This is a genomic window from Kitasatospora sp. NPDC001261, assembly GCF_042896795.1.
In the GTDB taxonomy this organism is placed as follows: Bacteria; Actinomycetota; Actinomycetes; order Streptomycetales; family Streptomycetaceae; genus Kitasatospora.
Map to the genome: position 1 here is coordinate 78,824 of NZ_JBIAXP010000008.1, position 17,394 is coordinate 96,217.

Sequence of the window (17,394 nt, forward strand, 5' to 3'; positions counted from 1 at the left end):
GCCGATGGAGCGGCCGCCCCCGGGTCGCGGCCGCTCCGGACGCCTCGCTCCGGTGGCGGCCCGCCACCGCCTCGCCTTGACTGGTGCGGACCGCCGCCCGGATGCGGGAGGACCGAGGGATGAGATTGCCGAGGGGCACCCGCGGCCGCCGGAAGGAACAGCTGCTCCTGGCCCGCATGCGGGTCGTGCGGGCACGGAGTGAGGCCGAGCGGCGCTTCCCGGTGATCACCGAGCTGACCGCCCGCCTGTTCTCCCCCGGCCTACTGGACTCCGCCACCCGGATGGCCTCCCAGCTGTTCCTGACCTCCATCCCCCTCCTGTTCGCCGTGGCCGCCTTCGCCCCCGAGGGCGTGCGGAACCAGATGAACTCCTCACTGCGCTCGCTGTTCGGCATCTCCGGCGCCTCCGCCGAGCAACTGCGCCAGGCGCTGTACAGCCCCGGCGACCTGCGGCAGACCACGGGGATCATCGGCCTGCTGATGGCACTGCTGTCCGGCACGAGCTGTAGTCGGGCGGTCGCCCGGGTCTGCGAACACGCCTGGCAGCTGCCGAAGTCCGGCACCCGGGTCGCGGCCTGGCGGTGGCTGCTGTGGATCGCCTGCTGGGTGGTCGTGCTGCTGTTCCAGGGCGTGCTGCGGAACGGCTTCGGCGCCGGGCTCTGGCTGGGCCTGCCACTGACCTTCACGGCCTCCTTCCTGGTCTGGTGGTGGACCGCCCGCCTGCTGCTGAGCGCACGGATCCGTTGGTTGTCCCTGGTGCCGGGAGCACTGCTCACCGCCATCGCGTCCACCGCGATGTCGCTGACCGCCCGGATCTACATGCCGATCGCACTGAACCGCTCACTGGCCCAGTACGGCTCGCTGGGCCTGGTGCTGATGGTGCTGTCCTGGCTGATCGCCTTCTGCATCGCCGTCACCTTCGCCATCACGGCCGGCGCGGTACTGGCCCAGGAGAGGCCGCTCAGCGCCTACCTGGGGCCGACCGGCCCCGAACGGCGCGGAACCTGACCAGCCGCCCCGGCACTGGTCACCCGCCACACCCGCCACACCGACGAACGCGCCGACGGCGTCGGACGACCCGACCGCCCGCGCACCCGCCGACAGCCCGCACGGACCGAGGCGACCGGGTCGAAGGAGCCCGGGCGGTCCCGGGTCAGCGGGTAGCAGGCGAACCCGATCAGCGCCGCGCTGAAGTGGCCGATGCTCGTGTAGTCCCGGCTCTGCTGCACGCCCAGTCCGTAGACCACCAGCACTCCCACCGCGTACAGGTACCGCCAGGGACGCACGATCAGGTAGGTGAGGACCGCGACCACGCCGGCCAGCGCGTAACTGACGCCGTAGTCCAGGGTGTAGAGGGCCCTCGGCGAGGCCAGCCCCCGGTGGATCGCCCAGCCGAGCACGCCCTCGCTGAGATAGGTGGCGCCGACGTGCGCGAGCGCCGCCACCGAGATCCAGCGCAGCGTGCCCAGCCATCGTTCGGCGGGCACGTGGAAGAGGTTGTACAGCAGGAAGTAGAACGGCCAGCCGCCACCCGCGATCCACAGGGCGCTGGTGACCAGGACACGCACCGGCGACACCTGGAGATGGTGGAGGTTGGTCGAACGCCGCTCCAGGATGCGGTCCGCGGTCGCCGGATCGACGTGCCGGATCACCTGCGTGGTGACGAGCAGGACCGCCAGCCAGGTGTAGGTACCCGGCGCGCGCCGGACATAGGCCCACACCGCGTGGACGGCACGCGCCCACCAGGGCCGCCGGTGCGCCTTGGCGCCCCTGGCTGTGCTGCCGGCCATCGGCGCCTCCTCGACACTCCTCCCCCTTACCCTCGCCCCCGCCAGACCCGGCCGCCACCCGCCACCCGCCACCCGCCGTCCCTGTGCAGCCCGCGGGAATCCGCCCACCTCACACGCCCCGCCGCCGGCCCCGACGGCCTCCACGGCGCTCGCGTACGCTGGCGCTCGGACCGTCCCGGTCGCGGCCTTCCCTCCACGCACCGGGCGGGGCCGATACCGGGAACCGCCGAGCAAGGGCACCAGGCACGATGAGCGATCGCCTCGCGACGAGGACACCGACCGGCACCGCCGCTCCCCGGCACCCGGCGCTGAGAGCCGCCGTCCGCCTGCGCCTCACCACGGCGTACGTCCTACTGCTGACGGTGACGGCCTCCTGGTTGGCGAGCCAGGGCCATGCCGAGCGGGCCCGGTTCGTCCGGCACAACAGCAGCAACGTCCATCACATGGAAGTGGGCAAGTGGTGGACCCTGTTCACCAGCGGCCTGGTGGTCGACGGGGTTCCGGCCTGGGCGGGGATCGCGGCGGTCGCCGCCGTCCTGGGCCTGGCCGAGTGGCGCTGGGGTCCGGCCCGGGCCGGTGCGGTCTTCGTCTTCGGGCACCTGGGCGCCACGCTGCTCACCGAGGGCGCCATGTGGGTGATGCTGACCGCCCGCATCCCGGGCGCACTCTCCCGCGCCCGGGACGTGGGCATCAGCTACGGCCTGGTCGCCACCGGCGCCTGCCTCCTCGCGCTCGGCCCGCGCCCGCTGCGCCGTTACGGCCTGCCGGCGCTAGCCCTGGCCCTCGCCGGCGCCTGGGCGCTGGACCAGCAGCTGGCCGACGCCGGCCACCTCGTCGCCCTCGGGCTGGGCGCCCTCGCCTCCCGCACCGTCTGGATGCGCACCCGGGCGCCCGCACCGGCCTCCTGATCCACACCAACCACCCGTCCAGTCAAGCAAGTTGACCAACGGGCCGGTCGACGCGCAGCAGCCGGGAGAGCCCTCGTCGCCACCCGGGGCTCCGTATGCTCTTGCATTACTCTGCAAATCTATGCCAGAGTTCGGGCATCGGATCGATTACGCCGAATCCCGTCACACATCGCTAGATCAGGGGCCCGCTCACGCGGGTCAAGGGTGCATCCATGTCGAAGGTCTTGAGCAAGCTGCCGGTCGGTGAACGGATCGGCATCGCATTCTCCGGTGGGTTGGACACCTCCGTCGCCGTAGCGTGGATGCGCGAACACGGTGCCTTCCCCTACGCCTACACGGCCGACATCGGCCAGTACGACGAGCCGAACCTCGCCGACGTCCCGGCCCGGGGCCGCGCGTACGGCGCCGAGCAGGCCCGGCTGGTGGACTGCCGGGCCGCGCTGGTCGAGGAGGGCCTGGCCGCCCTCGCCTGCGGCGCCTTCCACATCCGCTCCGCCGGGCAGACGTACTTCAACACCACCCCGCTCGGCCGCGCCGTGACCGGCACGCTGCTGGTGCGCGCCATGCAGGAGGACGGCGTCTCCATCTGGGGCGACGGCTCCACCTACAAGGGCAACGACATCGAGCGGTTCTACCGCTACGGCCTGCTCGCCAACCCCAACCTGCGGATCTACAAGCCGTGGCTGGACCAGGCGTTCGTCGACCAGCTCGGCGGCCGCAAGGAGATGTCCGAGTGGCTCGCCGAGCGGGACCTGCCGTACCGGGACTCCGCCGAGAAGGCCTACTCCACCGACGCCAACATCTGGGGCGCCACCCACGAGGCCAAGCGGCTGGAGTACCTGGACGCCTCCCTGGAGATCGTCAGCCCGATCATGGGCGTGGCCTTCTGGGACCCGGCGGTCGAGATCCAGACCGAGGACGTCACCGTCGAGTTCGAGTTCGGCCGCCCGGTCCGGATCAACGGCCAGGAGTTCGCCAGCGCCGTCGACCTGGTCCACGAGGCCAACACCATCGGTGGCCGGCACGGTCTGGGCATGTCGGACCAGATCGAGAACCGCATCATCGAGGCCAAGAGCCGCGGCATCTACGAGGCCCCCGGCATGGCGCTGCTGCACATCGCCTACGAGCGGCTGCTCAACGCCATCCACAACGAGGACACCATCGCCACGTACCACACCCAGGGACGGCGGCTCGGCCGGCTGCTGTACGAGGGCCGCTGGTTCGACCCGCAGTCGCTGATGCTCCGGGACAGCATCCAGCGGTGGATCGGCCACCCGGTCACCGGCAGCGTCACCCTGCGGCTGCGGCGCGGCCAGGACTACTCGGTCATCGACACCCAGGGCCCCAACTTCAGCTACCACCCCGAGAAGCTGTCGATGGAGCGCAGCGTCGACGCCGCGTTCGTCCCCGACGACCGCATCGGCCAGCTGACCATGCGCAACCTCGACATCGCCGACTCGCGCAGCAAGCTGGAGCAGTACGCGGTGCACGGCCAGCTGGCACCGTGGAGCGGCCTGATCGGCGAGCTCGCCCCGGGCGGCGCGGCTCCCATCGCCGCCGGCAACGGTGACGAGGAGGACCCGAACGCGCTCGACCACGCGGCGCTCGAGTCCGGCACCGACTGACGCGCCTCACGCCCGCGGAGGGCCGTCGCACCCCAGCGGTGCGGCGGCCCTCGGCCGCTCCCCCGGCGCCTCCGCTCCGCCCGCCCCCGCCTCCCGGCCCCGGCACCCGCCACCGCTCCCCGTCCACGCTCCGCCCCGCCCTCACCCGAACGGCGGCACCGGCCGTGCGCTGCCCGCCCGACGGGAGCTGAATGGCGGACGGCACCCGGCGACGGGAAGGCAGGTCCGGGGATGGGTGAAGCGATCGGCCCGATGCTGGCCTCCGCGGTGGCGGTCGCGCTCAGCCCGCTGCCGCTGATCGCCGTCCTGCTGGTCCTCGCCTCACCGCGCGGCCGGGCCAACGGGGTCGCCTTCACGGCCGGCTGGCTGCTCGGCCTCGCCGCGGTGTCGGCCGCCGTCGTAACCGCGGGCACCGCGTTGAACCCCGCCCGCACCACACCGACCTGGTCGTCCTGGCTGAAGCTCGCCCTCGGCACCGTACTCGTCCTGCTGGCCGCCCGGCAGTGGCGCGAACGACCGCGACCCGGCCGGGTGACCGCGCCACCGGCCTGGCTGCTCTCGATCGACCGGCTGACCGCCGCCCGGTCCGCCGGTCTCGCCGTGGTCCTGGTCATCGCCCACCCGAAGACCCTGGTCCCGGCCGTCGGCGGCGCCGCCTCCATCGCCGCCGCGCCGACCGGCGGCGGGGAGAAGGCGGTGGCCACCGCCCTGATGGTGCTGCTCGGTTCGCTGGGCACCCTGCTGCCGCTCGCGGCGCACCTCCGGGGAAGCGCCCAGGCACGACGCACCCTCGGCGAGTGGCGCGCCTGGACGGCCACGCACAGCGCGGCGATCATGATCACCGTCCCGCTGCTGCTCGGCGCCGAGTACCTGGGCGACGCCGTCTCCGGGCTCACGTGAGCCCCCGCCTACCCGACCCCGACCGGCCCACCCCTCGGGCCGGCCCGCTTTCCTACCCACCCCGTCCCCGTCACCGGATCCGCACCACCCCCCGCCCCCGCACGGCCCGGACCCCCAACCGCCCGGGGTCGGCCGTCGGCCGCGCCGCCACCGCCTCCCGTACCGTCAGCAGGATCTCGCCGTCGTAGCGCTCCGCCAGCACCCGCGCCAGCTCCGCCGCCCCGCCCGGCCGGACGTCGGGCGCCAGCTCCGGCAGGCGGCCCGGGGCGCTGAGGTCCTGGGCCTGGGCGGCCCAGCGGGCCGCGTCGCACCGTTCGCCCTCGGCGGTGTAGTGCACGGCCAGGCAGTGCACGGCCAGCTGGTCCCCGTACTGGGCGGCTATCCGCCACCAGAAGACGCCGTCCGCCGCACGGCCCATGCCGTACAGCAGGCAGCCGAGGGTCCGGAAGGCGGTCTTCTCGGCGAGTTCGAGGTCCAGGGCCAGCTCCCCCGGCTCGACCGCGCCCGCCACCCCCGCGCACAGGTGCCGCAAATCGCGCCGTAGCTCCGCCCGGCCCCCGGCCCACCGGGACTGCCCCGGCACCGACCCCGGGCCGGACCCCGGGCCTGGGCCGGACCCCGCCCCCGAACCGGAGCCCGACCGCAGGCCGGGACCGGCTCCGGCCCCCGCTCCCGCGCCGAGCCCTGAACCCGCCCCCGCTGCCGCTCCCGGGCTCGGCCCCGAGAGCGGAGCGTGCGGTGGCCGGGCCCCGGCGGGCGGCCTGGCGGGGCGTTCGCGCAGCGCCGGGGCGGTCCGCCGGGCAGCGGCGAGCCGCTCGGCCAGTCGGCGGGTGAAGTCCACCGGATCATGGTCGTCGAACTCCCGCTCCAGCTCGACGGCGTGCGCGCGCAGCAGGTCCACGACCCTCATGTCTGCGCCCCGCCGTCGTCCTGGTGCTCCAGGAGGTACTCCAGGTGACGCCGCCCGAGGCTGTAGTAGGTGCGGGCAGTGGTGTGCGCGATGCCGAGGGACCGTCCGATGTCGTGGTACGACAGCCCCGCCTGGCGCAGCCGGACCACGTCGGCCTGGACGGGTGCGGCCCGCGCGAGTTCCTCCATCGCCCAGTCCAGGGCGTCCAGCTCGGCGAGTTCGTTCAGCTCGTCCTGGCTGGTGTCGGGGCGGCGCTGGGCGATCACCCGCAGTCGCTTGCGTTCGGTGCGCCGGCGCTCGCGCATGACGTCCACCACGGCGTCCTTGACGATCTTGAAGGCGAAGGCCTGCGGATCGGGGCTGGCCAGGGCCCGGCGCCAGTTCTTGTAGAGCGTGGTGCCCGCGTTCTGCACGGCGTCCTGGGCGTCCTCACGGTGCCGCAGGCGCTGCTGGGCGTAGCGGAGGTAGCCGGAGTTCTCGCGGGTGAAGAAGGCCTCGAAGTCGTTCGGCAGGTCGCCGAGCGGGTCGGCTCGCAGACCCCGCTCCTCGCCCGGCCCGGGAGTGCTCACGCGACCCCCCTTTCGTGGTCGGCTGGCCGGCCCGCCTGGTGGCACGCCGACGGCCCCTTGGGGCTCGTGGTGTAACCGTCCGGGAGGTCCGGGATGTTGACCGGATCGGGCAGACAATTGCCGAACGTTTCCGTTCACTTTTGAACAGTGCGGCTGACCTGCCGCTTCACCCTCGCGCACCCAGCCGGAAGACTCGCAACGTGACCCAGATCACAGTGCGCAAGGGTGTTGCTTGACAAGCCCCACGGCACCACCCGCACCATCCCCACAACCCTGCGGACCCCACCCCGCAAAGCGGCCCCCCACTCCCTCAGGAGCCAAACCCCCTACGGCGCCGGCTCCACCTCCGCCGCATCCAGCGTGGCGGTCACCCGCTCCAGCAGCCCGCGCAGTGCGACCAGGTCCTCGACCGGCAGCCCGGTCGCCGCGAGCAGCCGACGCGGAACCTGCCCGGCCCGCTCGCGCAGCGCCGACCCCTCGGGGGTCAGGCGGACGGTGACCGACCGCTCGTCCTCCGGACTCCGCTCGCGGCGCACCAGCCCGGCCGCCTCCAGGCGCTTGAGCAGTGGGGAGAGCGTCCCGGAGTCCAGTCGCAGCCGCTCGCCGATCCGCTTGACGGGCAGCTCGCCCTCCTCCCACAGCACCAGCATGACCAGGTACTGCGGATAGGTCAGCCCGAAGTCCCGCAGCAGCACCCGGTACACGCCGCCGAAGGCGCGGGAGGCCGCGTTGAGCGAGAAGCAGATCTGCTGGTCGAGGCGGAGCAGCTCCTCGTCCGCCATGCCGGGGTGAGTCGTCATGAACCCATGGTACCGATCACCATCACGCCATTTAGTTGTGCACAATTGAATTGCGTGCTCTACTTGTTGCACCGCACCACCGCACCACCGCACCACCGCACCACCGACCGAGCGGCCGCCGCCCAGCACACCGGGCCTGCAACCGACCGGACAACCGACCACAGGAACATCCAGGACCCGAAGGGGAAGCCACCATGGACGCGCTCTACACCGCAGCCGCCACCGCCAACGGCCGGGAGGGCCGCGCCGTCAGCTCCGACGGACAGCTGGATCTCGCGCTGGCCATGCCGCCCGCGCTCGGTGGCAGCGGCCAGGGCACCAACCCGGAGCAGCTCTTCGCCGCCGGCTACGCCGCCTGCTTCGCCAGCGCCCTCGGCCTGGTCGGCCGCCAGGCCCGGGTGGACACCAGCGAGGTCTCGGTGACCGCCGAGGTGTCCATCGGCAAGGACGAGGCCGGCTTCGCCCTCGCCGTCGTGCTGCGCGTCGAGCTGCCCGAGTCCCTCGCGGGCGAGACCGGCGAGCTGCTGGTCAAGCAGGCGCACCAGGTGTGCCCGTACTCCCGTGCCACCCGGGGCAACATCCCGGTCGAGCTGGTCGTCGAGTAAGCACCCCCGAGAAGGAGCGCCCCGGGAGGAAGAGCACCCCGAGCGCCCTCCGACCGCCCCACCGACGGACCGGGCCCGCCGCACGCGAACTGCGGCGGTCCCGGTCCGTCCTCCCTGGGCTCAGTCGCCTCCCGGCCCGTTCGCCGAACGCAGCGTGTCCAGTCGGTGCCGGTACTCCTCCGCGTCGATCTCACCCCGAGCGAACCGCTCCGCGAGCAACTGCTCCGGGGACACCCCCGGACCTCCCTGCCCTCCCTGCCCTCCCTGACTCCCTTGCCCCACCGGGCCCCAGCCGTGCGGACCGCCCGCCCCGGCTCCTCCGGCGCCGGGTGCCGCCCGCCCGGGCGGGATCGGCTGCCGCGAGCGCGCTACGTAGCGGAACAGGGCCACGGTAAGCAGGACGACGATCACCAGGAACATCAGCGTCCCGAACGCCATCAGCCCCATGCCCCAGCCACCCACGTAGTGGCCGTGCCCGTGCCAGTACCTCATCAGGACCTCCTCCTCCGGCCCCGTCGGGGCCCGCCGAGGTGAGCAGCGCCTACCACCATCGTGCTCCCGCCGGTGGTGAAAGCGGCGTGAGGGTGGGCTGAGAAAACGTTCCGGCAACCGTTCCCGGGCCCCACCGGGGTAGCGTGCCGCTGGTGACCCACCATCCGCCGCCCGCGTTCCACCCCCAGCGGCCCACGGCTCACCAGCCGTCCATGGCCTTCCACCCGCCGGAGGACGACCGCTCCCCCGAGCAGCTCGTCGCCGCCGGGGTGCTGCGGCGCCACCCGGACACGCGCCCCCACCCGGCGCTCGGCCACTCCCCGATCGGCTACGTCGCCACCGCGCTCTGGGCCGAGCTCACGGCCCTCGCCATCGCGCCGGCCGCCGCCGAGGCCACCGCCACCGCACTGCTGCGCGCGATCGCCGACCGCGCCGTGGACGCGGCGCTCGCCCCGGGCAACGAGCGCGCCCCGCGCGACGACCTGTACGTGGCCGACCCGGCCCACATCGGCCCGTACCGCCGGGCGATCTGGTTCCAGCGTTCCAACCCGCACGGCCCACACGCCCCAGCCGACCCGCACAACCCGTACGGCTCGCAGGGCCCCCGCGGCCTGCTCACCCCCGTCGACGCACGCGGCGGGTACGCCCCCCGCGGCCCGATCACCGCCTCCTTCGCGCCCCACGAACCGTAGCCCCGGGCGCCCCTGCCCGCCCTCGCCCTCCCCGCTTCCCTCAGCGCTCGACCTGGAGGCTGTGGCACACCCAGCTCAGCCGGTCCGGCCCGCCGTACGGCGGCCGGTCGTGATACGTCCCGTCCGCCACCGACATGTTGACGATCAGGTACGCGTGCCACGCGGCCCCGACCCCGTGCAGGTCCGCGTAGACCAGCTCGTCCTCCACGTACCAGTCCACCGAGTTCGCGCCGAGCACCACCCGCAGGCCGAAGGTGGCCCCCGGCCCGATCCCGGCGCTCGCACCGTGCCAGTACCGGAAGCCGCCGCGGACGTGGTTGGAGATCTCCAGCAGGTCCGGGTTGTCGGGGTGGTACTCGAAGACGTCCACCTCGTTGCCGCCGTCCCGCCAGGTCCAGATCGCCGGCCAGGCACCGAGCTCGACCGGCAGTGTCACGCTCGCCGACAGCACGTCCCCGGCGCGGAGCTGGAAGCCGTCGGGACTGCCCTCGGTGGTCAGCAGACTGCAGCTCCACAGCCCGCCACTGTGCCGCCTGACCGCCGTGAACTGCCCGTCGGGGCAGTAGTCGCGGCTGAGGTAGTCGAGTTTGTGGTCGCTCCGGTTGGTCGGCCCCATCCGGGGATAGGCGCTGCTGCGCCCGGCGATCCACTGCCTGGTCGAAGTGAAGTCCGCGTCGAACACGACTGCCACGGCCGCCTCCCCGGAGCGCTGGCGTCCCGGCAGTCCGCACCGCCAGGCACACAGGGTGAGTTACCCGATACCCTCCGCAGTATGCGAAGTGGATCGTTCGGGTCCGGGACGAACGTGCGATTCGGGACCGGTACGGCCGGTCAGGGGTCGGCGCCGAGCAGGTCAGCCGACCGGAGCCGCGCCTCCGGCCCCGAGCCGGTCGGTCACCGAGACCACCCCGTCCACCGAGCGGCAGAGGTTGAGCACGATCGGCACCAGGTGCTGCTCGGGCACGGTGCCGCTGAGCACCACCCGCCCCTGGGTGACCTCCACCCCGATCTCCGCCGGGCTGACCCCGTCGATCCGGCCGAGCACCTCCTCGACGATCTCCCGCCGGATCACCATGTCCTCGCGCAGGAAGACCCGCAGCAGGTCACCGCGGCTGACCATGCCGACGACCCGCCCCTCCTCGTCCAGCACCGGCAGCCGCTTCAGGCCGTGCCGGCTCATCAGCCGGGCCGCCGCGACCACGCTGGTGCCGGGCGTGGTGCAGACCGGCTGCGCCGTCATCAGGTCGGCCGCGGTCACCTCGCCGTCCGGGCCCGCCTGCGCCGACTCGGGCGCGGGCAGCAGGCTGGCCGGGTCCTCCTGCGCGGCCAGGGTGCGCAGCAAGTCGGCCTCCGAGACCACGCCGAGCGGTCGCCCTTCCGGGTCCACCACCGGTACGCCGGTGATGTCGTACTCGCTCAGCAGCGTCACGATCTCCCGGAATCCGGTCTCGGGCGAGACCAGGACCACGGGGCTGGTCATCACGGATTCGACGGTGGCATGCCGCACGCCGGTTCACCTCGTCCAACGATGCTGGTCCGACCGGACGCGGATCGTCCCGGCCGGTACCGGCAGCATCGCCCGTAACGGCCGCGACCGCCAGGGGCCAAGGGGCCGAACGGGCGGGACCTTGTGCCCCGACCTGCTGACACGGCCCCGACACCACGCCCCCGACCGGACACCGGCACCACAGCCCGGCACCACGCCCCCACTGGGCACCGGCACCACGTCCCCGACCGGGGCAGCCGCGGGAACGACGCCGTCAGGCGTGCGTGGTCGCCCCGCAGACGAAGACGGGCACCCGCAGGAACCCGTGGCTCCGGACGGCCGCCGCGGCCGCCGGGGAGGTGCAGAACCAGCCGTTCCGACCGAACACGGCCCGCAGCGCCCGTCCCTGCGCGTCGGCACTCGTCCAGTCGCCGTCCCGCACCCCGAGGTAGAGGGTCCGGCCGTGCCAGGTCGTCAGGAAGGCCGGGTTGGTCCCGCCGTCGACCGTGGGCGCCGTTCCGTCCAGGGACTGCGGCACGAGCACTCCCGGGTCGTCGCCCGGCTTCCGGTGACCGCCGGTGACCTGTCCGACCCAGCGGCCGACCGAGTACGGGACGATCGCGTTCGGGTCGTGCAGGACCGCGTCCTCCCCCTGGTCCTCGGCGACGCCGGAGGTCACGCACGGGCCCGCGTAGAAGGTGCCCGGATCGCCGTTCGGGGAGGCGGCGGCCGCGAAGGCGGTCATCTCGTCGGAGAGGTAGGACGATCGAAGCGTGGCGGGGTCCGAGACGTGGACACCGGGTACCACGGGCCTGATCGTCGCGTCCGGAAGGCTCGGGTCGATCTGCCGCCAGTTGGTGATGTCGCAGGAGTAGATCCACCGCAGATCGGCGGTCGTCAGGTTCTTCGGTGCGTTGCCGCCCGCCGGGGCCGCCCAGGTCACCGCGTCCCTCACGAGCGGGACGAAGTCGATCGAGGTCGGGTCGCCCTGCTGTGGCGGCCTGCTCAGCCTGGCGAAGTCGACCGTTCCACTGCTGTTGAACACCAGGGCGTTGAGGGCGCTCCGGGTGTTGGTCGGCCGGAAGATCTCGTAGGCCCCGGTCTTGGGCGTGATCCTGCTGGTTCCCCGGGCGTCCCAGCTGTAGAGCCGGGGCGAGGTGGTGTCCCCGGCCGCCGCGAGCGAGGCGTTGTAGTCCGCCGCGAGCTGGTTGAAGAGCGCGTCGGCGGCCGGGGCGCCCACGCCGACCAGGTCGGCGGCGGCCGGCGTCGGCGGGTCGGCGGGGGCGGGGGCGGCCGTGGCAAGGGCGAGCGCGGCGGCCAGTGCGGCGGCGGCGCCGGCCCGGGTGACGAGGCGAGGCATGCGGTGTCCTTCGGGGGTCGGCGGGCGGTACCGGGATCCTCGGCGGTCCGTACCGGCCGCGACAGCCCCGCCGAACCCGGCGGGCGGCCGTCGCCGCTGGTCGGCACCGGGCGGGCCGCCATCGCTCGCCGGACGTTCTTCCAGCGGTGGCGCGCCGCACGTCCGTCATATGCCCGCCGATCACCCCGGACGGCGCAACCATCACATGATCGACTCGTTGGACCGTCCACCACGACAGCGGTACGGCTCCCGGGAGGGCCCCTTGGCAGTACGGACGGTGAGCACGGCCGCGCTGCGCCGGGATGTCGCGGCGCGCCCGGTGGCCCTGGCGGAGGCCTCGCTGGTGCGCCATTACCGACGGCTGGTCCGGCTCGCCTACCTGGCGCTGCCAGCCGACCGCGACCGGCACACCCGGGTGCTCGCCGCCCACTGCGCCGTCCAGCGCGCCCTGCCCACCCGCTGGGCCCGCACGGACCGAACCGCCGTCCGACCGTCCGCGCCCGGGCCCGGGCCCGGGCCCTCCGACGCTCCGGCAGGCGCGGACGCCCCGGACGACCCGGACTACGCCGCGCTGCGCCTGCGGGTGCTGCGCGCCGCGCTCCGGCCCCGCCCGGCCGCCCGTCTCCTCACGCCCCGGGTCTGGGGCCTGCGGCTGTTCACCCCGCACGGCGGCGAGGGGGACGCGGAACTCGACCACGCGCTCGCCGCGCTCTCCGCCCCGGCCAGGGCGGCCTTCGCCCTGCGGACGGTCGAGGGGCTGAGCATCGAACGGGCCGCTGAGGTGCTGCGGCAGGCCGGGGTGGCGCACCCGGCGGTGGCGGTGGCCGTGGCCGGGCAGGTGCCGTCCGGTCCGGATCCGCTGCCGCCCGCCTTCGACCCCTGCGCCGTCCGGGTGCAGCCCACCGACCTGCTACGCCGGCGCCGTACGCTGACGGCCGCGCTCGCGGTCGGCGTGCTCGGCCTCACCACCACGGCGGGCGTGCTGGGCGGTTCGCACCCGGCGGCGCCCGGCCGTCCGACGACGGTGCCGCTCGCGGGCGCCGACCCCGACCCGTCCCACCTGGTCCGGGTCGCCTCCGACGCCTGGCAGCACACCAGCCGGGTCGACTTCACCGCCTGGCCCGCCCGTGGCGAGCGGCGCGAGGACGGCGCGCTGCTCGGCCGCGCCCTGGCCGCCTGGGCCCGGCCCGGCAGCCGGACCCACGCCGAGCCGGGTACGGACGCCGGTCCGCCCGCCGCGCCCGGGCCGCACCTGCTGTTCGCCGGGACGGTGGACGGCACCGGCGTGGTGGTGTTCTCCGACGGCGAGCGGATCGCCCGCTACACCGACAGCCAGAACGGTCAGGGCGGTCGGGACAGCGGAGACCTGGACCTCGCCCGGGCCGACGACGCGGACCCGACCACGGCGGGCGCGGTGGTCCTGCGCCGTCAGGGCGCCACCGTCCGCTACCTGCTGGCGCCCTGGGTGGACTCCGCCGAGACCCGCCGGATCGACCGGCCCGACACCCCCGCCCGCCCGTTGGACCACCCCGACGGCCTCACCTCCCCGGCCCCGGCCGGCGGGCCCGCCGACTGCCAGGGCGCCACCCTGCTCCAGCTGCACTCGTCCCCCGTGGTCGCCGAGAAGGCCGAGAGGTCCGCCTTCCTGCTGGCCGACCTGGGCGGCCTGATCCCCGCACACCTCACCTACGCCCCGCCACCGGAGCGCCCCCAGCCGGACGGCTCACCACCCGACCGAGCCCAGGCCGACCGCGAGCCGCGCGAGGCGACCGCCCAGGACGCGCTGCAGGCCTGGTCCCGGGCCGGCTGCGCCGTTCCGGACGGCACACCGGGCGTCAAACAGCTGAACCTCTGGGCCTTCGCCCTCCAGCCGCTGCCGCAGAACGCGGGCTCGGCCTCCTGGGTCTGCCTGCGCGCCGACCGCTGGGACGGCGCGGGCAGTGCGGCCACCGCCGTCGTCCTGCCGGGCGCCCGCGGCGCGCAGCGCACCGGCGGCGGACCGGGCCGGGCCTGCGGCCGCTTCGAGCGGGACGCCGTGGCCTGGACCTGGTGGCGTTCCCCGCACGGGACGGAGTTCGTGCTCGCGGCGGGCAGCCGCCGGGTCACCCGGCTCACCGTCAAGGGTTCGGGCTGGTCCGCCGACCGGCCCGCGCCGGACCGCACCCTGGCCGTCGAACGCCCCGCCCGCGCGGCCGTCCAGGTGGAGGCGCTGCTCGACAACGGCGCCCGGATCGACCCACCGCACTGAGCCCCGCGCCCCATCCCCCTTCCACCCCGAGCGCTCCCGCTCAGGCCGCGGCCCGCGGCCGACGGGACAGCTCCCGCTCGTAGTCAGGCAGTTCGACGCTGCTGACCTGCTTGCCCAGCTCCAGCATCTTCTCCAGCGCCCAGCGCCGGTTGAGCAACGCGTTGCGGAACCGCAGCCCGGTGGCCGTACGCGGCGCGAGGAACGGACCGGTGCGGTCGCCGCCCTTCTGGCAGCCCTGCGCGTAGCCGCGCAGGAGGTGCTCGTACCGCGCGAAGGCGGCCCGATGGTCGCCGCGGGCGCGGGCCAGCTCGCCCGCCAGGACGTACGCGGCCACCACCGCCGTCCCGGTGCCCATGCCGCCGATGGTCGCGCCGCAGGCGGCGTCGCCGATCAGGGCGATCCGACCGGTCGACCAGGCGGGCACGTCGGCGCGACTGATCGAGTCGAAGTACGGCTCGGGGGCGGCGTCCAGGCTCTCCAGCAGCTGCGGCACCCGCCAGCCGAGGCCCGCGAAGGCGGCCCGGACCAGTTCCTTCTGCCGCGCCGGGTCGTGGCGGTCGTAGCACAGTTCGGGCGAGGCGAAGAGGCAGAACGCACCGGCCCGGCTCGGGTCGCGGTGGTCGGCGCCGACGGACATCAGCCGGCCGGGGACGTTGAGGCCGACCCCGCCGACGGGCAGTCCGAGGTCGTTGGGCAGCTGCCAGGTGGCCGCGTAGTAGCCGAGGTGGCGGACGTAGCGCTGCTCGGGGCCGAAGGCGAGCCGGCGGACGGTGGAGTGCAGCCCGTCGGCGCCGATCACCAGGTCGAACTCGCGCGGCGCCTCGTGCCGGAAGGCGACCCGGACCCCGTCCGGAGTCTCCTCCAGCGCCGTGATCGAGTCGCCGAAGACGTACTCGGCGCGGGCGCTGCTGTGCCGGTGGAGCAGCTGGGCCAGCTCCCCGCGCGGGACCTCCAGGTCACCTCCGGCGAACTCGGCGGGCAGGTGCAGCAGCTGGCGCCCGTCGGGGCCGACGAAGGTCATCGGACTGCCGCCGGTGCCGAGCGTGCGCAGCTCCTCCAGGACGCCCATCCGCTCCAGCACGGTCAGGTGGGTGCGGCCGCGGAAGTCGACGTCCTGGCCGCCGTCGCGCAGCGCGGGGGCCAACTCGACCACGGTCACCTCGAAGCCGTACCGGCCCAGCCAGTGGGCGAGCGCGGGGCCGGCGATGCTCGCGCCCGAGATCAGGACCTTGGTGCTCATGGGAATCCACTCCGTCCGAGGATCGTGAAACTGTGTCTGGCGGACACTGTTTGTTGCTGTGTACGGTAGACACAGTTGAGCGGGAAGGGCAACCCCCCAGGTGGCAAGCCCCGAACGGAACCCCCAGAACGGGAGCGGATGATGGCCGAGGCGGCGAACGACACGGTGCGGCTGCTCTGGGGCCCGGCCCCCAAACCCACCCGCGGGCCGAAGCCGGCCCTCAGCCTGGAGCGGATCGCCGCGGCCGGGGTCGAGGTCGCCGACGCGGAGGGGCTCGGCGCGGTCTCCATGCAGAAGGTGGCCGGGCTGCTCGACTTCACCAAGATGTCGCTCTACCGCTACGTCCCCGGCAAGGCCGAACTCGTCGCCCTGATGGTCGAGTCGGCCGTCGACGCGCCCCCGGACGCACCGGGGGATGCCGACTGGCGGGAGCAACTCACCGCCTGGGCCCACCACTTGGCCGAGTCCTTCGCCAGGCACCCGTGGCTGCTGGACGCCACCGTCGGCGCGCGGGCGCTCGGTCCGAGGGAACTCGCCTGGCTGGAACGGGTGGTGGCGGCGCTCGACGGCCACGGGCTGACCGGCCCCGAACGGATGGACGCCGCCGTCCTGCTCACCGGGCACGTGCGCGGAATCGCCGCGCAGTCCCGCGCCGCCGGCCCCGCCGACACCCCCGAGGCCGAACTCCTCGCCGCCCTCGGCACCGTGGTCCAGGAGAACGCCGACCGCTTCCCGGCGGTCGCCGCCGCCATGGCCGACCCCGACGGCCGCGACCAGGCGCTGGAGTTCGGCCTGGAGCGCATCCTGGACGGGCTGGCCGCCCTGATCGAACGCCGCACGGCCGGCGCCTGACCCGCGGCAGCGCCCCGGAACGCCCGGTGGCGAGGAACCGGAGGCCCGGGAAAACCGCTCGGCCGGCCACCCGGCCGCTCGCTAGGATCGCGCCCCATGGCGATGTTCGTGCACCTGACCGCCGCGGCGAACGCGCCGCGCATCCGCCGCGCCGGGATCCGCGCCGACAGCCGGGGCCAGGGCGGCGCACGCGGGGTGTACTGCTTCCCCGTGCTGCCCTCGTACACGCTGACCCACCAGTGGCTGCGCGAGCTGGCCCGGTTCGGCCCCAAGGGCGCACTGGTCGCGGTGCACCTCCGGCTGGACGACGGGCAGGAGGTCCTGACCGGGCACTACCGCGACCGCGCCCAGGACGCCCAGCGGCCGGTGCGGGCCGCCGAGGCGGTCCGGCGGATCGGCGCCCTGCCCGACCCGCGCGGCTGGGAGGTGTTCCTGCCGCGCGCGGTGGGCGCCCGCGAGGTGCACCGGGTCCGCGCCGTGCCGCAGGCCACCGGCTGGCGCTACGTCCCGGGCGCCCACGGCACCCGGCCCTGCACCTGTTTCGGCTGCCGTATCCGCGGCGAGTACGGCAGCAGGCGGCTGCGCGAGCGCCACCCGCACCCGCTGGACGGCCCGCCGCCGCCCGTCCCGGTGCTGCTCGCCCGGATCGCGGCGGCCGGCGAACCCGGCGACCCGTACGAACTGCGCACCGCCCTGCACTGGTTCGGACTGCGCCGCCGCGGCCCGGTGGACCTGCTCGCCCGACTGGCCGACCACCCGCACCCGGGCGTGCGGACGGACCTGGTCTGGGCCGTCGGCGGCTGGTCGACCCCGGGCGTCGCCGAGCTGCTGGACGGCCTGGCGGACGATCCGGACCCGCTGGTCCGCGGGGCCGTCGAGGCGGTCAGGGAGAGCTGAGCCCCGGCCGGCGGCCCGCCC

General features: G+C 74.5%; 18 protein-coding genes. 9 read left to right on the top strand and 9 right to left on the bottom strand.

Features of this window, described 5'->3' with window-relative positions; all coding sequences use genetic code 11:
• The first annotated feature begins 119 nt into the window (after positions 1–119).
• A complete protein-coding gene (locus ACFY4B_RS13075; RefSeq protein WP_079272594.1) occupies positions 120–1,007 on the top strand; it encodes a YhjD/YihY/BrkB family envelope integrity protein in 888 nt (295 codons plus the stop codon).
• Here the strand turns inward: ACFY4B_RS13075 and ACFY4B_RS13080 are convergent.
• Complete coding sequence (locus ACFY4B_RS13080) at positions 968–1,789, bottom strand: rhomboid-like protein (RefSeq protein ID WP_387967754.1); 822 nt, start codon at positions 1,787–1,789, stop codon at positions 968–970. The genes ACFY4B_RS13075 and ACFY4B_RS13080 overlap by 40 nt on opposite strands.
• Before the next feature lie 248 nt (positions 1,790–2,037).
• On the opposite strand from ACFY4B_RS13080, the gene ACFY4B_RS13085 reads away from it, so the two are divergent.
• From ACFY4B_RS13085 to ACFY4B_RS13095, 3 genes are all read left to right on the top strand, one after another.
• Positions 2,038–2,697 (top strand): rhomboid-like protein, encoded by a 660-nt coding sequence (locus tag ACFY4B_RS13085; RefSeq protein WP_387967756.1) that lies wholly within the window; start codon positions 2,038–2,040, stop codon positions 2,695–2,697.
• A 212-nt stretch (positions 2,698–2,909) separates the two neighbouring features.
• Positions 2,910–4,322 (top strand): argininosuccinate synthase, encoded by a 1,413-nt coding sequence (gene argG, locus ACFY4B_RS13090; RefSeq protein ID WP_049652841.1) that lies wholly within the window; start codon positions 2,910–2,912, stop codon positions 4,320–4,322.
• A gap of 231 nt (positions 4,323–4,553) precedes the next feature.
• Positions 4,554–5,222, top strand: coding sequence for a GAP family protein (locus ACFY4B_RS13095; RefSeq protein WP_049652843.1), 669 nt, complete (start codon positions 4,554–4,556; stop codon positions 5,220–5,222).
• Between the two features lie 70 nt (positions 5,223–5,292).
• Here the strand turns inward: ACFY4B_RS13095 and ACFY4B_RS13100 are convergent, their stop codons facing one another.
• From ACFY4B_RS13100 to ACFY4B_RS13110, 3 genes are all read right to left on the bottom strand, one after another.
• On the bottom strand, positions 5,293–6,132 hold the full coding sequence (locus tag ACFY4B_RS13100) for a hypothetical protein (protein WP_387967759.1): 840 nt from the start codon (positions 6,130–6,132) through the stop codon (positions 5,293–5,295).
• A complete protein-coding gene (locus ACFY4B_RS13105) occupies positions 6,129–6,701 on the bottom strand; it encodes an RNA polymerase sigma factor (RefSeq protein WP_049658113.1) in 573 nt (190 codons plus the stop codon). Before ACFY4B_RS13105 ends, ACFY4B_RS13100 begins: the two co-directional genes overlap by 4 nt.
• 326 nt (positions 6,702–7,027) lie before the next feature.
• Positions 7,028–7,501 (bottom strand): MarR family winged helix-turn-helix transcriptional regulator, encoded by a 474-nt coding sequence (locus ACFY4B_RS13110; RefSeq protein WP_387967761.1) that lies wholly within the window; start codon positions 7,499–7,501, stop codon positions 7,028–7,030.
• 194 nt (positions 7,502–7,695) lie between these two features.
• Here ACFY4B_RS13110 and ACFY4B_RS13115 point away from each other — a divergent pair, with 194 nt between their 5' ends.
• Positions 7,696–8,106 carry an organic hydroperoxide resistance protein gene (locus ACFY4B_RS13115; RefSeq protein WP_049658109.1) on the top strand — a complete coding sequence of 137 codons (411 nt, stop codon included), beginning with the start codon at positions 7,696–7,698 and terminating at the stop codon, positions 8,104–8,106.
• Positions 8,107–8,226: 120 nt separating this feature from the next.
• Here the strand turns inward: ACFY4B_RS13115 and ACFY4B_RS13120 are convergent, their stop codons facing one another.
• Positions 8,227–8,598: an SHOCT domain-containing protein gene (locus ACFY4B_RS13120; protein WP_387967762.1), complete on the bottom strand. Its 372-nt coding sequence runs from the start codon at positions 8,596–8,598 to the stop codon at positions 8,227–8,229.
• A gap of 152 nt (positions 8,599–8,750) precedes the next feature.
• Between ACFY4B_RS13120 and ACFY4B_RS13125 the strand changes: the two genes are divergently transcribed.
• The gene (locus ACFY4B_RS13125) at positions 8,751–9,290 is read left to right on the top strand and encodes a hypothetical protein (RefSeq protein ID WP_387967764.1); all 540 of its coding nucleotides are present in this window, start codon (positions 8,751–8,753) and stop codon (positions 9,288–9,290) included.
• A gap of 40 nt (positions 9,291–9,330) precedes the next feature.
• Here the strand turns inward: ACFY4B_RS13125 and ACFY4B_RS13130 are convergent, their stop codons facing one another.
• The 3 genes from ACFY4B_RS13130 to ACFY4B_RS13140 form a co-directional block, all read right to left on the bottom strand.
• Entirely contained in the window at positions 9,331–9,981 is a 651-nt protein-coding gene (locus ACFY4B_RS13130; RefSeq protein WP_074004845.1) for a beta-glucanase, read from the bottom strand.
• Positions 9,982–10,143: 162 nt separating this feature from the next.
• Positions 10,144–10,770: a CBS domain-containing protein gene (locus tag ACFY4B_RS13135; protein ID WP_241853098.1), complete on the bottom strand. Its 627-nt coding sequence runs from the start codon at positions 10,768–10,770 to the stop codon at positions 10,144–10,146.
• 280 nt (positions 10,771–11,050) lie between these two features.
• Complete coding sequence (locus ACFY4B_RS13140; protein WP_387967766.1) at positions 11,051–12,136, bottom strand: substrate-binding domain-containing protein; 1,086 nt, start codon at positions 12,134–12,136, stop codon at positions 11,051–11,053.
• 262 nt (positions 12,137–12,398) lie between these two features.
• On the opposite strand from ACFY4B_RS13140, the gene ACFY4B_RS13145 reads away from it, so the two are divergent.
• Complete coding sequence (locus tag ACFY4B_RS13145; protein WP_387967768.1) at positions 12,399–14,384, top strand: hypothetical protein; 1,986 nt, start codon at positions 12,399–12,401, stop codon at positions 14,382–14,384.
• Between the two features lie 40 nt (positions 14,385–14,424).
• Here the strand turns inward: ACFY4B_RS13145 and ACFY4B_RS13150 are convergent, their stop codons facing one another.
• Positions 14,425–15,624, bottom strand: a complete 1,200-nt coding sequence (locus ACFY4B_RS13150) for an FAD-dependent monooxygenase (RefSeq protein ID WP_387967770.1) — start codon at positions 15,622–15,624, stop codon at positions 14,425–14,427.
• Positions 15,625–15,765: 141 nt separating this feature from the next.
• Between ACFY4B_RS13150 and ACFY4B_RS13155 the strand changes: the two genes are divergently transcribed.
• Both ACFY4B_RS13155 and ACFY4B_RS13160 read left to right on the top strand, forming a co-directional pair.
• The gene (locus tag ACFY4B_RS13155) at positions 15,766–16,476 is read left to right on the top strand and encodes a TetR/AcrR family transcriptional regulator (protein WP_387967772.1); all 711 of its coding nucleotides are present in this window, start codon (positions 15,766–15,768) and stop codon (positions 16,474–16,476) included.
• A gap of 96 nt (positions 16,477–16,572) precedes the next feature.
• Positions 16,573–17,373, top strand: a complete 801-nt coding sequence (locus tag ACFY4B_RS13160) for a HEAT repeat domain-containing protein (protein ID WP_387967774.1) — start codon at positions 16,573–16,575, stop codon at positions 17,371–17,373.
• The last annotated feature ends 21 nt before the right edge of the window (positions 17,374–17,394 follow it).

Coding starts and splice junctions, on each gene's coding strand:
- ACFY4B_RS13120 (WP_387967762.1), bottom strand. CDS start 8,598: ATGAGGTACTGGCACGGGCACGGCCACTACGTGGGTGGCTGGGGCATG.
- ACFY4B_RS13155 (WP_387967772.1), top strand. CDS start 15,766: ATGGCCGAGGCGGCGAACGACACGGTGCGGCTGCTCTGGGGCCCGGCC.
- ACFY4B_RS13140 (WP_387967766.1), bottom strand. CDS start 12,136: ATGCCTCGCCTCGTCACCCGGGCCGGCGCCGCCGCCGCACTGGCCGCC.
- ACFY4B_RS13080 (WP_387967754.1), bottom strand. CDS start 1,789: ATGGCCGGCAGCACAGCCAGGGGCGCCAAGGCGCACCGGCGGCCCTGG.
- ACFY4B_RS13150 (WP_387967770.1), bottom strand. CDS start 15,624: ATGAGCACCAAGGTCCTGATCTCGGGCGCGAGCATCGCCGGCCCCGCG.
- ACFY4B_RS13115 (WP_049658109.1), top strand. CDS start 7,696: ATGGACGCGCTCTACACCGCAGCCGCCACCGCCAACGGCCGGGAGGGC.
- ACFY4B_RS13135 (WP_241853098.1), bottom strand. CDS start 10,770: ATGACCAGCCCCGTGGTCCTGGTCTCGCCCGAGACCGGATTCCGGGAG.
- ACFY4B_RS13110 (WP_387967761.1), bottom strand. CDS start 7,501: ATGACGACTCACCCCGGCATGGCGGACGAGGAGCTGCTCCGCCTCGAC.
- ACFY4B_RS13075 (WP_079272594.1), top strand. CDS start 120: ATGAGATTGCCGAGGGGCACCCGCGGCCGCCGGAAGGAACAGCTGCTC.
- ACFY4B_RS13095 (WP_049652843.1), top strand. CDS start 4,554: ATGGGTGAAGCGATCGGCCCGATGCTGGCCTCCGCGGTGGCGGTCGCG.
- ACFY4B_RS13100 (WP_387967759.1), bottom strand. CDS start 6,132: ATGAGGGTCGTGGACCTGCTGCGCGCGCACGCCGTCGAGCTGGAGCGG.
- ACFY4B_RS13085 (WP_387967756.1), top strand. CDS start 2,038: ATGAGCGATCGCCTCGCGACGAGGACACCGACCGGCACCGCCGCTCCC.
- argG (WP_049652841.1), top strand. CDS start 2,910: ATGTCGAAGGTCTTGAGCAAGCTGCCGGTCGGTGAACGGATCGGCATC.
- ACFY4B_RS13160 (WP_387967774.1), top strand. CDS start 16,573: ATGGCGATGTTCGTGCACCTGACCGCCGCGGCGAACGCGCCGCGCATC.